The 13,145-nt window shown below is 71.3% G+C and carries 10 protein-coding genes; 8 read left to right on the top strand and 2 right to left on the bottom strand.

The window, feature by feature from the left end; translation table 11 throughout:
• The first annotated feature begins 154 nt into the window (after window positions 1-154).
• The 6 genes from HCJ94_RS13845 to HCJ94_RS13825 all read left to right on the top strand — a co-directional run bounded on the left by HCJ94_RS13845 (window position 155) and on the right by HCJ94_RS13825 (window position 3,819).
• On the top strand, window positions 155-856 hold the full coding sequence (locus HCJ94_RS13845) for a hypothetical protein (protein ID WP_240944211.1): 702 nt from the start codon (window positions 155-157) through the stop codon (window positions 854-856).
• Window positions 857-866: 10 nt separating this feature from the next.
• Window positions 867-1,922 (top strand): hypothetical protein, encoded by a 1,056-nt coding sequence (locus HCJ94_RS13840; RefSeq protein WP_168001424.1) that lies wholly within the window; start codon window positions 867-869, stop codon window positions 1,920-1,922.
• A gap of 354 nt (window positions 1,923-2,276) precedes the next feature.
• Complete coding sequence (locus HCJ94_RS30170) at window positions 2,277-2,741, top strand: sodium:solute symporter family transporter (RefSeq protein WP_309227268.1); 465 nt, start codon at window positions 2,277-2,279, stop codon at window positions 2,739-2,741.
• Window positions 2,674-2,985: a hypothetical protein gene (locus HCJ94_RS30165; protein WP_240944210.1), complete on the top strand. Its 312-nt coding sequence runs from the start codon at window positions 2,674-2,676 to the stop codon at window positions 2,983-2,985. Before HCJ94_RS30170 ends, HCJ94_RS30165 begins: the two co-directional genes overlap by 68 nt.
• Window positions 2,986-3,001: 16 nt before the next feature.
• Window positions 3,002-3,334, top strand: coding sequence for a hypothetical protein (locus tag HCJ94_RS13830; RefSeq protein WP_240944209.1), 333 nt, complete (start codon window positions 3,002-3,004; stop codon window positions 3,332-3,334).
• A gap of 101 nt (window positions 3,335-3,435) precedes the next feature.
• Window positions 3,436-3,819, top strand: coding sequence for a hypothetical protein (locus HCJ94_RS13825; RefSeq protein WP_168001423.1), 384 nt, complete (start codon window positions 3,436-3,438; stop codon window positions 3,817-3,819).
• 148 nt (window positions 3,820-3,967) lie between these two features.
• Here the strand turns inward: HCJ94_RS13825 and HCJ94_RS13820 are convergent, their stop codons facing one another.
• Window positions 3,968-5,746, bottom strand: coding sequence for a glycoside hydrolase family 6 protein (locus HCJ94_RS13820; RefSeq protein ID WP_168001422.1), 1,779 nt, complete (start codon window positions 5,744-5,746; stop codon window positions 3,968-3,970).
• Between the two features lie 534 nt (window positions 5,747-6,280).
• Here HCJ94_RS13820 and HCJ94_RS13815 point away from each other — a divergent pair.
• Window positions 6,281-7,213 (top strand): hypothetical protein, encoded by a 933-nt coding sequence (locus tag HCJ94_RS13815; protein ID WP_168001421.1) that lies wholly within the window; start codon window positions 6,281-6,283, stop codon window positions 7,211-7,213.
• 1 nt (window position 7,214) lies between these two features.
• Window positions 7,215-7,946 (top strand): class F sortase, encoded by a 732-nt coding sequence (locus HCJ94_RS13810; RefSeq protein ID WP_168001420.1) that lies wholly within the window; start codon window positions 7,215-7,217, stop codon window positions 7,944-7,946.
• Window positions 7,947-8,004: 58 nt separating this feature from the next.
• Here HCJ94_RS13810 and HCJ94_RS13805 read toward each other — a convergent pair whose 3' ends face one another.
• Window positions 8,005-13,059, bottom strand: coding sequence for an NAD-glutamate dehydrogenase (locus HCJ94_RS13805; protein WP_168001419.1), 5,055 nt, complete (start codon window positions 13,057-13,059; stop codon window positions 8,005-8,007).
• Window positions 13,060-13,145: the final 86 nt, after the last annotated feature.

Here is a 13,145-nt window from a genome sequence, read left to right as displayed (position 1 = left end):
CACGACTGGGGGGCTTCTTCGTGCCGGTACCCGACCGGACGTCCGCCTCCGGAAACCGCCCGGAGCGGGAGGTTTCACCGCCGCCGAGGAAAGTGCCCCGGATCGGGATTGGCGATCAGCAGGAAGAGGGAATACCGGGGGCGAAGGAGGAGCCATGTCGCCCACGCAGGTAATCGTCATAGTCGTCGTCGTACTGGTGGTCGTGGCACTGGCCGTCGCGGGCCGGACGTACGCCCGCCGCCGGGCCCTGCGGTCCCGGTTCGGCCCCGAGTACGACCGGCTCGTCGCGGAGCAGGACAGTCGCACGGCAGCCGAACGGGAGCTGCGCGACCGGGAGCGCCGCCACGCCGAGCTGACCCTCGTCCCCCTCTCTCCCGAGAGCCGCGCCCGGTACGCCGCCGCCTGGGAGGAACTCCAGGTCCGCTTCGTCGACTCCCCCGGGGAGACCGTCGGCGACGCGGACGAACTGGTCACCCGGCTCATCGCCGAGCGGGGCTACCCGACCGGTGACTTCTCCGACCAGATCGCCCACCTCTCCGTCGAGCACGCCCGCACGCTGACGCACTACCGCGACGCCCACGACATCCACCTGCGCAACTCGCGAGGCGAGGCGAGCACCGAGGAGCTCCGCCAGGCCGTCGTCCACTACCGCGCGCTCTTCGCCGACCTGCTCGGCGAGGACCCCGTCGGGCAGCACGACGAACCGGACGGGCACCGCGCCCACGCCGAGGAGCCGGCCGCGCACCGCACGCCCACCGACGAACCCGACGGGCACCACGCCCGCGACGAGAAGCCGGCCGGGCACCGCCTGCCCGAGCAGCGGGACCCCGAGCGCCCAGACGTCACGAGCCGCTGAGGAGACCACCATGCGTCAGGACGAGCAGCAGGCGACCGACCACCCGGAGGCCGTACGCTCCGCACCCGTACCGGTGCCGCCGCCCGGCGACCGCGCCGGCACGGCCGACACGGGCGGCAAGGCCGACACGGCGGACCGGGCGGACGTGCCCGAGGACGCCCTCGACGACCGCGGGACGTTCGACGACCCGCGGGTCGCCGGCGACCGGGACACCGGCGACCGCGACCGGGACCGGCGGGCCGATGCCGAGGGGCGCCCGGAGTTCCACGAGCCCGGTCCGGTGCCCACCGCCTTCGGCGCCACCACGGTGGGCGGCGCGGTCGCCGCCTCCGCGCTGGCCAGCGGCCGCCCGGAGGACGAGCCGGACCCGCGGACGGAATCGACCGCGCGGCCCGGCGACGGCGCCGAAGGCGGCGAGCGTGAGGGCTGGCGCGCGGACCCCACCGCCGAGTTCCGCGGTGGCCCGGGCTGGGAGGAGCGGCGCGAGCGGGCGGCGGCGTTCGACGGCGACGAGACGACGGGCACGGCCACCGTGGTGCCGCCGGGCGCCACCGAGGGGCGCCCGGAGCGGCGTGCCGACCTCACGACCTGGGGTGGCGACCCGGACGCCGCCGCGGCGGGGGCGGCCGGGTACGGCAGCGCGACCCCGAGCATGGTCGACCCGGACTCCGTCTCCCCTGACGCGGACCCCGCGCTGGCCGGCGCGAGAACCGACATCGACGCCGCCCGAGCCGGCGCGAACGGCTCGCTGGAGGCGGCCGGGACGGCCCGGCCGGCCGGGTCGACGGTGGCGGCCGAACCGGCGACGCTCTTCGAAACCGGCGTGGCGCAGGGCTTCCGGGACCGCTGGCGGGACGTCCAGCTGCGCTTCGTCGACGACCCGCGCGCGGCGGCCGGCGAGGCGCAAGCGCTTGTCGACGAGGCCATCCAGGCGCTCGCCTCGGCCCTGTCGGCACAGAAGCAGAAGCTCGGCGCCTGGCAGAGCGCCGGCTCGGCGGACACCGAACAGTTGCGGGTGGCGGTGCGGCGGTACCGGGACTTCCTGGACCGGGTGCTCGGACGCTGAACCGTACGGCGGGACGGGCGCCCACGGTCGGGCGCCCGTCCCGCCGTTTCCGGCGCACGGTCGGACCCGCATCCACATGAAACTTCGCAGTGGGGGTAATTGGGCGCGCACGTCCGGTGCGGGGCGGGTGCGACGAAGGGCGGACGAGGATGGACGGCGGCGGGCTCCGGCTGAACATGAACGTGCTCGACTACGGCCTCCTCGCGCTGTACTTCGTCACGGTGCTCGGCGTCGGCTTCGCCGCCCGCCGGGCGATCCGGACCAGCGTCGACTTCTTCCTCTCCGGCCGGGCGCTGCCCGCGTGGGTCACCGGCCTGGCGTTCGTCTATCGGCATCGTCTTCGGGCTGGGCTTCGTGCTCTCGTTCGGCTACTGGACCACGAACTTCGCGGAGGTGCAGCGGGCGCTGTCGGCGAAGGACATGAGCGCCGCCCGGCGGACGCCGATCATCGCCGCGTACCCGAAGCTACTGATCCCGGTCGTCACGGTGATCCCCGGCCTGGTGGCCCTGGTGACCGTGCAGGGGCTGGGCGCGGAGAGCGGCGACCTGGTCTACAACAAGGCGATCCCGCTGCTGATGCGGGACCTGCTGCCCAACGGTGTGCTCGGGATCGCGGTGACCGGACTCGTCGCCTCGTTCATGGCCGGCATGGCGGCCAACGTCAGCGGCTTCAACACGGTCTTCACGTACGGCATCTGGCAGGCGTACGTGCGGCGGGACCGCCCCGACGAGTACTACATCCGCATCGGGCATGGGCACCCTCGCCGCCCTGGCGACGTACCTGCTCTACAAGGGCGGCGTGATCCACTTCAACTCTGACCTGGAGGAGAGCTTCTGGGGCGCGGGGATCGCGTTCGTGACGGTCGCGGTGGTCGCGGCCGTGGTCACCCCGCTCACCGCGCCGAAGCGGGACGACGACCTGCGCGGCCTGGTGTACGGCCTGGGCGGCGTCGACGTGAAGGGCGACGTGCTGGCGGCGGACCGGGTCTGGTGGCGGTCCCCGGTGCTGCTGGGCGTGATCGCCCTGGTGCTCTCCGCCCTCCTGTACGTACCGGTCTTCTAGGGAGAGGTGCTCGGTCATGGCGATGGACAACCTGAACCCCCGCGGGCACGACAGGATGGTCGAGGCCACCGAGGAGGCCCGCCGCCGGTCGGCCGCCGCGCGGCTGTTCGACATCCGCCGGGTGATCGGTGGCCTCTTCGTGGTGTACGGGGTGATCGTCACGGTGATCGGCCTGTTCGACGGTGCCGCCGCCGTGGACAAGGCGCAGGGTGTGCGGATCAACCTCTGGGCCGGGCTGGGGATGCTGGTGTTCGGCGTGGTGATGCTGGTGTGGCAGTGGCGCAACCCGGCCGAGCCGCCGGCGACGTCGGAGGAGCGCCCGGACACGCCGCGGCCGACCGGGCACTGAGCCGGCACGCGTGCACCGGCCGGGCCGGGCCGCGCATGGCGTCCGCCGCACGGGGTACGCGAGGAGGCAGCGAACGCGCGTGCGGACAGGAGGGCGACACCATGACCGATCGTGACCGGGACCGACCGCTGGAGGAGAGCCCCGAGGTGGCCGCGGCGGTCGAGGACGACACGGGCGTCCCCCAGCTGATGACCGGCGGCGCCGCCGACCGGGACAATCCGGCCTTCACCGAGCCCGGCGACCGCCCCATCGGGGGCGGCGGGCCGGACGACATCATCGGCGACCCGTACGCCGCCGGCACCGGCGCGACCGGCACCGGCACGGGCGCCGGCGGGGACAACATCCGCACCGGCGCCGAGCAGCCCTGGGAGCCGGAGGACCTGGTGGCCGCGCGCGGTCAGGACCTGACGCCGGAGAACATCGAGAAGGCTCGCCGGGATCTGGCCGAGAAGGGCCGGGCGGCGATCGAACGCACGGTCCCCTGACCGGTCCGGCCGTACCCGTCGGGACGCCGGCCGGCGGCCGGGACGCACGAGGGGGCCCCTGGCCCGACCGGGACGGTCGGACCAGGGGCCCGGGGAACCTGCCGCCGGAGCGCCTCACCTGAGTCCAGCGGCGGGTGGGCGCCGGGGGTCAGGACAGCGGCGGGTAGGCGTTCTGCATGAGCTGCTGGAACTGCGCCGGGAACCAGGCCCCGGAGATCGGCGCGTCGGGCAGGGCGCCGCTCGGGTTGTTGCCGTTGCGGGCGTTGCCGCCGTACGTCGGGTCGCACATCCGGTCGAAGCCCTTGCCCTCGTTGTTCGGGATCTCCTTGCTGGAGCCGTCCGACTCGCCCGGGGGCTTCACCCAGACGTAGGCGTCGATGCCGGGCTCCGGCGCGGCCTTCGGCCGCTCGCCCAGACCCGCCCCGGCCTGGTTGCACCAGTTGCCGAGGTGGAGCCGGCGGTCGACCCGGCCGCCGTTGACGTAGGCGTCCACGCTGGTGGACGGGCCGGGGCCGGTCGGCCGGGCACTGCCGCCCCAGCCGTTGCGGGACGTGTCGATCAGCATGCCGATGTTGGCGTCGAAGCCGACCTGGACCAGCTTGTTCCGGAACGCCTGGGCGAAGGACAGCTCGTCGACGTACTGGTTCCAGTCGATCCACTTGGACTGCCGCACGCTGGTGCCGTTCACCGTGTCGGTGATCTTGACGTACGGCTCGCGCAGCGCCGAGTAGTTGGCGGTGTTGACGATGAAGCCGTGCACGTTCGCCACGGTGCTGCCGGAGGCGACGGCGGCCGACTTCAGCATGTCGGCCGTGGGACCGAAGTTGCTGTCCCACCCGATCCAGCCGTGGTGCGCGGCATCGATGTAGTTGTAGACGTTGGGGATGGCGCCCAGCTTGGCGAGGGCGTACCCGACACCGTTGACGTACGCACCGTTGGCCTTGACCGTGTCGCACATCACGGTGCCGCCGGCGTTGCCAGAGGTGTTGGTCACCAGGTTCGGCAGCGAGTCGATCTCGATGATGTTGATGATCCGAAGGTTGCGGTACTTCGCGTCACCCTGGATCGCGGCGATCGGGTCGATGTACTCCGCCTTGTAGCGGGGCAGCTCGTCGGGGCCCAGTTCACCGTTGGAGGCCAGCGCGGCGCAGTCCCGGCCGGGCAGGTTGTAGATGACGAACTGGATGTAGTTCGCGCCCTGCCCGAGCGCCGCGTCCAGGTGGTTCCGCACGCCCATGGCGCCGTTCGAGCTGCTGTCCGGCGTGCCGTTGATCGCGGCGATCCGGTCCAGCCAGACGGCGGTCGGGTTGTTCGACACCCGGTTGCCGCCGGCCACGGACTCGGCCTTGGCCTTCCACTCCGGGTTCACGTACCCCTTGGCGTTCAGGTACGGGTTGTCGACCCGGGAGCCACCGGGCGGCGGGGTGGTCGGCGGAGGCGTGGTGGGCGGCGGGGTCGTGGGCGGCGGGGTCGTGGGCGGCGGGGTGGTGGGCCCACCACCGCCGTTGCAGGTGACCCCGTTCAGGGTGAACGAGGTCGGCTTCGGGTTGCTGCCGCTCCACGAGCCGTTGAACCCGATGCTCACGGTGGCACCGTTCGCCACCGACCCGTTGTACGACTCGTTCTGCGCGGTGACGTTCTGGCCGGACTGGGTGTACCGGGCCGACCAGCCCTGCACCACCCGCTGGGAGCTGTTGGGGAAGGTGAAGCCGAGCGTCCATCCGTTGAGCGCGTCACCGACGTTCTTGATGTTGACGGTGGCGGTGAACCCGCCCGGCCAGTCGTTGGTCGTGTACGACACCTCGCACTGCGTCGCCGCGTGGGCCATGGTGACCGGTAGCGTCACCAACCCGCCCGCGACCAGGGCGCCCGCGCCGGTGAGCGCGAGGGCCCGGCGTGGGCCGGAGAGCCTTCTCCACACATTCATGCCACAGATCTCCTTGGGCGAGACCGGGACCGTCGAACGGCCCGGCGGGAACGGCCCGGTCGGCACGGACGGCCTACCGGCGCCATCGGGGGATGTCTTTCGGGGGTGCCCGACCCGGACGGGCGGTGGTGGTGCCGCGGACCGGCGACGCGACGACGGTCGGCCGGCGGGATCGTCGTCCGGCGGACCGGTTGCCCTCGACTCCCTGCCAATTTGCGGTGGCTCCCCGCGTTCGACGATTCTTGCATGGGAGCGCTTCCATAGCAATGCTCCGATGCGTCGCGCTCAGCCGGGCGGGACGTTCCCTCCTGAGCCGGCCCGGTCGGCACCGGTCCTCTCGACCGGTCGGGAACGGCCCATTTGCCGGCAGATCGGCTGGGGAGCCACTAAGGGCGTGTACCCCGCGGAAGGCCCCTGATCTCCATAAAATGGAAAACACGAATCTTTCCCTTCATATGTCGTGAACCGGTCTAACGTCGGTCGTAGCTCGGATGTCGCCGAGACAAGGACAAGAGGGATGGAGTGACGCAGGTCATGGCAAACAAGATGCTCGGGAAGGTCGTTGCGGGCGCGGCTCTCGGTGGCGCCTCCCTGCTCGTGTTCACGCCGGGAATCGCGTTCGCGGACGACAGCGACCACCACCGCCACGACAAGGACGGCAAGGTCATCGCCAAGCCGCACGTCGTCAAGCCGGGTGACGAGGTCAAGCTGCTGCAGATCTGCGAGGAGCCGCAGAAGCACGCGTTCGTCTGGTCGAAGGTGACCGGCAAGGTCAAGCTCAAGCCGGTCGACGACCGGAAGCATGACAAGAAGGACTGGAAGGACGAGCACGACAAGAAGGACTGGAAGGACGAGCACGGCAAGAAGGACGACCACGGCAAGGACCGCGAGCACGACGGCAAGAAGGACGACCACGGCAAGGACCGCGAGCACGACGGCAAGAAGGACGACCACGGCAAGGACGACGGGTACGGCTACGGCGGCGGCGCCGCCGACGACCGGGAGCGGGACCACAAGGACTGGAAGAGCGACGAGCACGGCCAGGACGGCGAGTACGGCCGTGACTCGAAGGACCACGAGGACAAGTCCCGCGACTACGGCTACGAGAGCGACGAGTACGGCAAGAAGGACGACGGCAAGAAGGACGACCACGGCAAGGACCGTGAGCACGACGGCAAGAAGGACGACCACGGCAAGGACGGCTGGGAGCACAAGAAGGACTTCGTCTACTACGGCGAGGCCAAGGTCGACAAGTGGGCCAAGCCGGGCGAGTACAAGCTCAAGGGCTCCTGCGGCGACGGCAAGCTGTACGTACTGCCGAAGGGCGGGGTCGACGGCGGTGACGGTGGCATGACCGCCGGCACCGACCAGGGCCTGGCCGCCGGTGGGGCGAGCCTGCTCGGCGCTGCCGCCCTGGGTGGCCTGGTGCTGCTGCGCCGGCGTCGGACCGATGGTGCCCTGGTCTGACGTGACGACGACAAGGGCCGGCGGCCGCCACGGATTTCCGTGGCGTGCCGCCGGCGCCGCTGTCGTCGTCCTGCTCGCCATGGTGGGCTCGGGCCTGATCGGGGCCTCGCTCAAGAGCGCGCCCGCTCCCCGGCCCCCGCAGCCGCTCGCCCAGGCCGGACCCGCCACCACCGGCCCGGTCGAGGCCGAGCCCGATGCCACCGGCCCGGTCGAGGCCGACCTTCCGGCCGAGGGCACCGATCCGGACGTGGCCGCCTCGCCGACCCCCTCCGGACTGCCCCGGTCCGCCCCCACCCGGATCGCCATCCCCCGGATCGGCGTCGACGCGTCGATCATGAAGCTCGGGACGAACCCGGACGGGACAGTCGAGGTGCCCCCGCTGGAGCAGGCCTACCTGGCCGGCTGGTACGAGCCGGGACCCAGCCCGGGCGAGGTCGGCAACTCGGTGATCGTCGGGCACGTCGACTCGGCCGCGATGGGCCCGGCGGTCTTCTTCTCGCTCGGCGCGTTGCAGCCGGGTGACCGGATCAACGTCACCCGGGCCGACGGGCGGCAGGTCGCCTTCACCGTCGAGCTGGTCAAGGCGTACCCGAAGACCGCATTCCCCACCGAACAGGTCTACGGCCCCAGCGACACGGCCGGGCTACGGGTGGTGACCTGCGGCGGCATCTTCGATCGGGCCGCCGGCAGCTACCCCGACAACATCGTCGTCTTCGCCCGTCGGGCGGAGTGACGCGCGGCGCGACGCGGCCCGGCCGTCGGACGAGCCGACGGCCGGGCCGCGTGCGACGTCAGGCGGCCGCGGAGGTCCGGACCAGCGTCCGGATCTGGCGCAGCAGCACCGAGAGGGCCGCCAGGTCGGCGCGGGACTCGTCGAACTCACCCATCGCCCGCTGCGCCCGGTGGATGGACGTGGCGTTCGACTGTTCCCACTGGTGCACCCGCTCGTGCGGCGGCAGGGTGTCCGGTGTCGAGTCCAGCACCTCGGCGGTGAGCGCGGCCAGCGCGGCGTACAGGTCGTAGCGCAGCGCCATCCGGGCCAGCGTCTGCCAGCGGTCCTCCCGCGGCAGCAGGGAGATCTTCGACAGCAGCGAGTCCACCCGGAACCGGTCGGAGAGCACGAAGTAGACCGACGCTACCTCGCCCACGTCCCGGCCGCTGCTCGCCGCCGTCTCCACCACGTCGAGCAGGCCGAAGCTGTACATCAGCCGGACGGCGTGCTCGGCCAGGTCCCGCGGCAGACCCTTGGCGGCCATCGAGTCGATGTGCGCGGCGATGGCCTCCCGCTCGCTGCCGTAGAAGAGGGTCTCCATCTCGGGCAGGAGGCGGGCCACCCCGTCGCGCAGACGGGCGATCTCCGCCGGCACGTCGATCGGCGAGCGGCGGTTGGTCACCAGCCACCGCACCGCCCGGTCGAGCAGCCGTCGGGTGTCCAGGTAGACACCCGTCTGGAGCTCGGGGGCGACCTTGTCGTCCAGAGCCTCCACCGCGGCCCACAGGTCACGCAGCCCGAACACCTCACGGACCACGACGTACGCGCGGATCACGTCGGCGGCGCTGGCGGCGGTCTCCTCGACGACCCGAAAGACGAACGAGATGCCGCCCCGGTTGATCGCCTCGTTGACCAGCACCGTGGTGACGATGTCCCGGCGCAGCCGGTGCCGGCCCATCCGGTCGGCGAACCGCTCCCGCATCGGGGTCGGGAAGTAGTTGACCAGGACGTCGGTCGCCCACTCCTCGTCCGGGAGCCCCTCGGTGAGGATCTCCTTCTCCAGCGCGATCTTCACGTACGCGAGCAGCACCGCGAACTCCGGCGCGGTCAGCCCGGACTCCGTCCGGATCGCGAGTTCCTCGTCCGGTGGCAGCGCCTCCAGCGCGCGGTCCAGCGCACCGGACCGCTCCAGCTCGGTGATCATCCGTCGGTGCACCGGAAGCAGCGAGGCCGCCTGCGCCTGGGCGTTGTTGATCGCCCGGGCCTGGTCGTAGTTGTCCCGCAGCACCAGGTCGGCGACCTCGTCGGTCATCTCGGCGAGCAGCTCGTCCCGCTCGGCGACGGTCAGCTCCCCGTCCGCGACCGCCGTGTTCAGCAGGATCTTGATGTTCACCTCGTGGTCGGAGCAGTCCACCCCGGCCGCGTTGTCGATGAAGTCGGTGTAGATCCGGCCGCCCGCCAGGGCGTACTCGATGCGCCCGTGCTGGGTGAAGCCCAGGTTGCCGCCCTCGCCGACCACCCGGCACCGCAGGTCCTTGCCGTTGACCCGGATCGCGTCGTTGGACTTGTCGCCCACCTCGGCGTTGGTCTGGCTGGACGCCTTCACGTAGGTGCCGATGCCGCCGTTCCAGAACAGGTCGACCGGCGCGGTCAGGATCGCCTTCATCAGCTCCTGCGGCGACATCTGGGTGACGTCGTCGTCGAGGCCGAGCACCGCGCGGACCTGCGGCGTGATCGGCACCGACTTGGCGGTACGCGAATGCACCCCACCGCCCGCCGAGATCAGCTCGGCGTTGTAGTCCTCCCAGGACGAGCGCGGCAGGTCGAACAGCCGCTTCCGCTCCTCCCACGAGGTGGCGGCGTCCGGGTCCGGGTCGAGGAAGATGTGCCGGTGGTCGAACGCGGCCACCAGCCGGATGTGCCTCGACAGCAGCATCCCGTTGCCGAAGACGTCGCCGGACATGTCGCCGACGCCGACGACGGTGAAGTCCTGCGTCTGGGTGTCGTGTCCCAGCTCGCGGAAGTGCCGCTTCACCGACTCCCACGCGCCGCGGGCGGTGATGCCCATCTTCTTGTGGTCGTAACCGGCGGACCCGCCGGAGGCGAAGGCGTCGCCCAGCCAGAAGGTGTGCGCGGTGGAGATCTCGTTGGCGATGTCGGAGAACGTCGCCGTTCCCTTGTCGGCGGCGACCACCATGTACGGATCGTCGCCGTCGTGACGGACCACGTCCTCCGGCGGCACGATCTCGCCGCTGACGATGTTGTCGGTGACGTCCAGCAGCGCGGAGACGAACTCCTTGTAGCAGACCACCGCCTCGTCCCGGTCGCCCGGCTTCTGCTTGAGCACGAAGCCGCCCTTCGCGCCGACCGGCACGATCACCGCGTTCTTCACCATCTGCGCCTTGACCAGGCCGAGCACCTCGGTCCGGAAGTCCTCGCGCCGGTCGGACCAGCGCAGGCCGCCACGGGCCACCGGCCCGAAGCGCAGGTGCACGCCCTCGAACCGGGGCGAGTACACGAAGATCTCGAACTTCGGCCGGGGTGCCGGCAGGTCCGGGATCGCCTGCGGGTCGAGCTTGACCGCCACGTACGACTTCGGCCGCCCGTCGGCCCGCTTCTGGTAGAAGCTGGTCCGCAGGGTGGCCTGGATCACCGTCAGGTACGACCGCAGGATCCGGTCCTGGTCGAGGCTGGCCACGTCGTCGAGCGCGGCGTGGATCTCGCTCACCAGCTCCTTGCTCTGCTGCTGGCGCTGCTCGGCGCTCGTCTCCCCCGGCGCGAACCGGACCTCGAAGAGCCGCACCAGCAGGGCCGCGATCCGCGGGTACGCGATGAAGGTGGACTCCATGTAGTCCTGCGAGAAGACCGTGCCGGCCTGCCGCAGGTACTTCGCGTACGCCCGCAGCACGACCACCTGCCGCCAGGTGAGGCCGCCACGCAGGACCAGCTCGTTGAACCCGTCCACCTCGGCCTCGCCGCGCCAGGCCGCCGCGAACGCGTTCTCCACGTGCGGGCGCACCTCGGCCAGGTCGTGGTGTCCCTCGGGCAGTTGCAGGCCGAAGTCGTACAGCCAGATCCGGCCGTCGACGCGCTCCACCTCGTACGGGTGCTCGTCGACCACCTTCACGCCGAGCGAGTGCAGCACCGGGAGCACCGCCGACAGCATCATCGGCTCGCCGTACCGGTAGACCTTGAACCGCACGTCCATCGACTCGTCGGTGTCCGTACCACGGCCGGCGCGCGGCGCCAGCTGCTTGCGGAACAGGTGCATCTCCAGCTGGCCGGGCTCCTCCAGCAGCTCCAGCTTCGCCAGGTCCTTCATCGCCTCGTACGGCGTGTGCCCGTCCTTGTAGCCCTCGGGGAAGGCGTCGGCGTACCGGCTGAACAGGTGCTTGGCCTGCTCGTCGCCGAGCTTGCGCTCCAGCACCAGCCGGTAGTCGTCGTCCCAGAGGCGGGTGGCGTCGGCCAGCTCCTCGGCGAGCAGGTCGGCGTCGATGTCGCCCGGCGGCTTGGTCGGGTCGGTACGGACGATGAAGTGCACCCGGGCGAGCATCGACTCGGTGACCCGGGTGGTGTAGTCCACCCCGACACCGTTCAGCTCCCGCAGCAGGATGTCCTGCATGCGGAGGCGGTTCTGGGTCGTGAACCGGTCCCGTGGCAGGTAGATCAGGCAGGAGATGAACCGCCCGTACGCGTCCCGCCGCAGGAAGACCCGCAACTGGCGGCGGCCGGCCATGCGCAGCACGCCGATCACCGCGTGGTACAGGTCGTCGGTCTTGATCTGGAACAGCTCGTCGCGCGGGTAGGTCTCCAGGATCTGGAGCAGGTCCTTGCCGGAGTGGCTGCGCTGGCTCAGGCCGGACCGGTCGAGCACCTCCGCCACCTTGCGGCGGACCACCGGCAGCTCGCGCACGCTGGTGCGGTACGCGGCGGTGGAGAACAGGCCGAGGAAGCGCCGCTCCCCGACCACCTCGCCGGCCTCGTCGAACACCTTGAAGCCGATGTAGTCGAGGTACGCGGAGCGGTGCACGGTGGCCCGCGAGTTCGCCTTGGTGATGATGAGCAGGCGCTTCTCGGTGACCTTCTCGTGCGCCTCCGGTGTCATCGACGACAGCGCGCGGGCCTCCGTGGAGTCCGAGCGCAGGATGCCGAGGCCGGTCCCGAGGACGGCCTGCAACGCCTTGCCGTCGCCCTCGCCGGGCGCGTCCACCAGGCGGTACTCCCGGTACCCGAGGAACGTGAAGTGGTCGTGGGCCAGCCAGCGCAGCAGCTCGACCGAGTCGGTGATGTCCTTCTCCGGAACCGGCGGCCGGTTGTCGCTGGTCCGGGCGGCGGCCAGCTCGTCGGCGAGGGCCAGGGCGCGCTGGCGCATCTTCGGCCAGTCCTCGACCGCCTCGCGCACGTCGGTGAGCACCCGCTGGAGCTCCCGGCGCAGCTTGTCCCGCTCGCCGGCGTCCCGGACCGGGTCGATCTCGATCCGCATCCAGCTCTCGACCAGGTCACCGGCGATCGCGTCGTCGGGCTCCACGTCGGCGGCCACCTCGACCAGGCGGCCGAGCGGCTCGCGCCGGACCACCAGCAGCGGGTGGACCAGCAGGTGCACGTCGAGGTGGTGCGAGTTGAGCAGGGCGGTCACCGAGTCCACCAGGAACGGCATGTCGTCGGTGACGATCTCCACGACCGTGTGGTGCTGGTCGGCGTCGGGTGAGTGGATCCGCAACTTCAACTCGCCCGGTACCCGCTGCTCGGCCAACTCCCGGTGGGTGCGGGCCGCGTCGAGCATCTCCTCGGCGGTGAAGCCGATCAGCTCCTCGTCCGGCGCGAACCGCCAGTAGCGGTCGACCAGGGTCGCCAGGTCGTGATCGTCGCCGGCGTGCGCGACCGCCTGGGCCACCAGGCGCTCCGCGTTGGGTACCGGTTCGTCGAGTTCCGCGTCCTCCACGTCCTCGGCCAGCGCGTCGGCGGGCAGGCCCAGGTCGTAGATCGTGTCGACGCTCGAACCGGTCAGACCGGTCACGCCGGTGTCGACCTCGCCGTAGCCGTCGGAATCGGTTGCCGAATCGAAGTTGTCGTCCCGGCCGGTGTCAACCTGCCGGAGATCGGGTTCCGGTTTAGTAGCCGGACGCCGGTCCATCGGTGCCACTCCCCTCGACCCACCGCGTTGTGGGTCACTCTGCCGCCAGCCTAGGCCCTGCCGATACGCGCCTTGGTCGGCGGACC

The sequence above is a fragment of the Micromonospora thermarum genome, from assembly GCF_012034245.1.
Taxonomy (GTDB): domain Bacteria; phylum Actinomycetota; class Actinomycetes; order Mycobacteriales; family Micromonosporaceae; genus Micromonospora; species Micromonospora thermarum.
Note: the sequence above shows the minus strand (reverse complement) of the source record. Positions and strands in the feature narration are given on the sequence as shown.

What these genes read in the sequence shown, in the direction of transcription:
- HCJ94_RS13815 (WP_168001421.1), top strand. Translation starts at nt 6,281, where the DNA reads ATGGCAAACAAGATGCTCGGGAAGGTCGTTGCGGGCGCGGCTCTCGGT.
- HCJ94_RS13820 (WP_168001422.1), bottom strand. Translation starts at nt 5,746, where the DNA reads ATGAATGTGTGGAGAAGGCTCTCCGGCCCACGCCGGGCCCTCGCGCTC.
- HCJ94_RS13830 (WP_240944209.1), top strand. Translation starts at nt 3,002, where the DNA reads ATGGCGATGGACAACCTGAACCCCCGCGGGCACGACAGGATGGTCGAG.
- HCJ94_RS13805 (WP_168001419.1), bottom strand. Translation starts at nt 13,059, where the DNA reads ATGGACCGGCGTCCGGCTACTAAACCGGAACCCGATCTCCGGCAGGTT.
- HCJ94_RS30165 (WP_240944210.1), top strand. Translation starts at nt 2,674, where the DNA reads ATGGGCACCCTCGCCGCCCTGGCGACGTACCTGCTCTACAAGGGCGGC.
- HCJ94_RS13825 (WP_168001423.1), top strand. Translation starts at nt 3,436, where the DNA reads ATGACCGATCGTGACCGGGACCGACCGCTGGAGGAGAGCCCCGAGGTG.
- HCJ94_RS13840 (WP_168001424.1), top strand. Translation starts at nt 867, where the DNA reads ATGCGTCAGGACGAGCAGCAGGCGACCGACCACCCGGAGGCCGTACGC.
- HCJ94_RS13845 (WP_240944211.1), top strand. Translation starts at nt 155, where the DNA reads ATGTCGCCCACGCAGGTAATCGTCATAGTCGTCGTCGTACTGGTGGTC.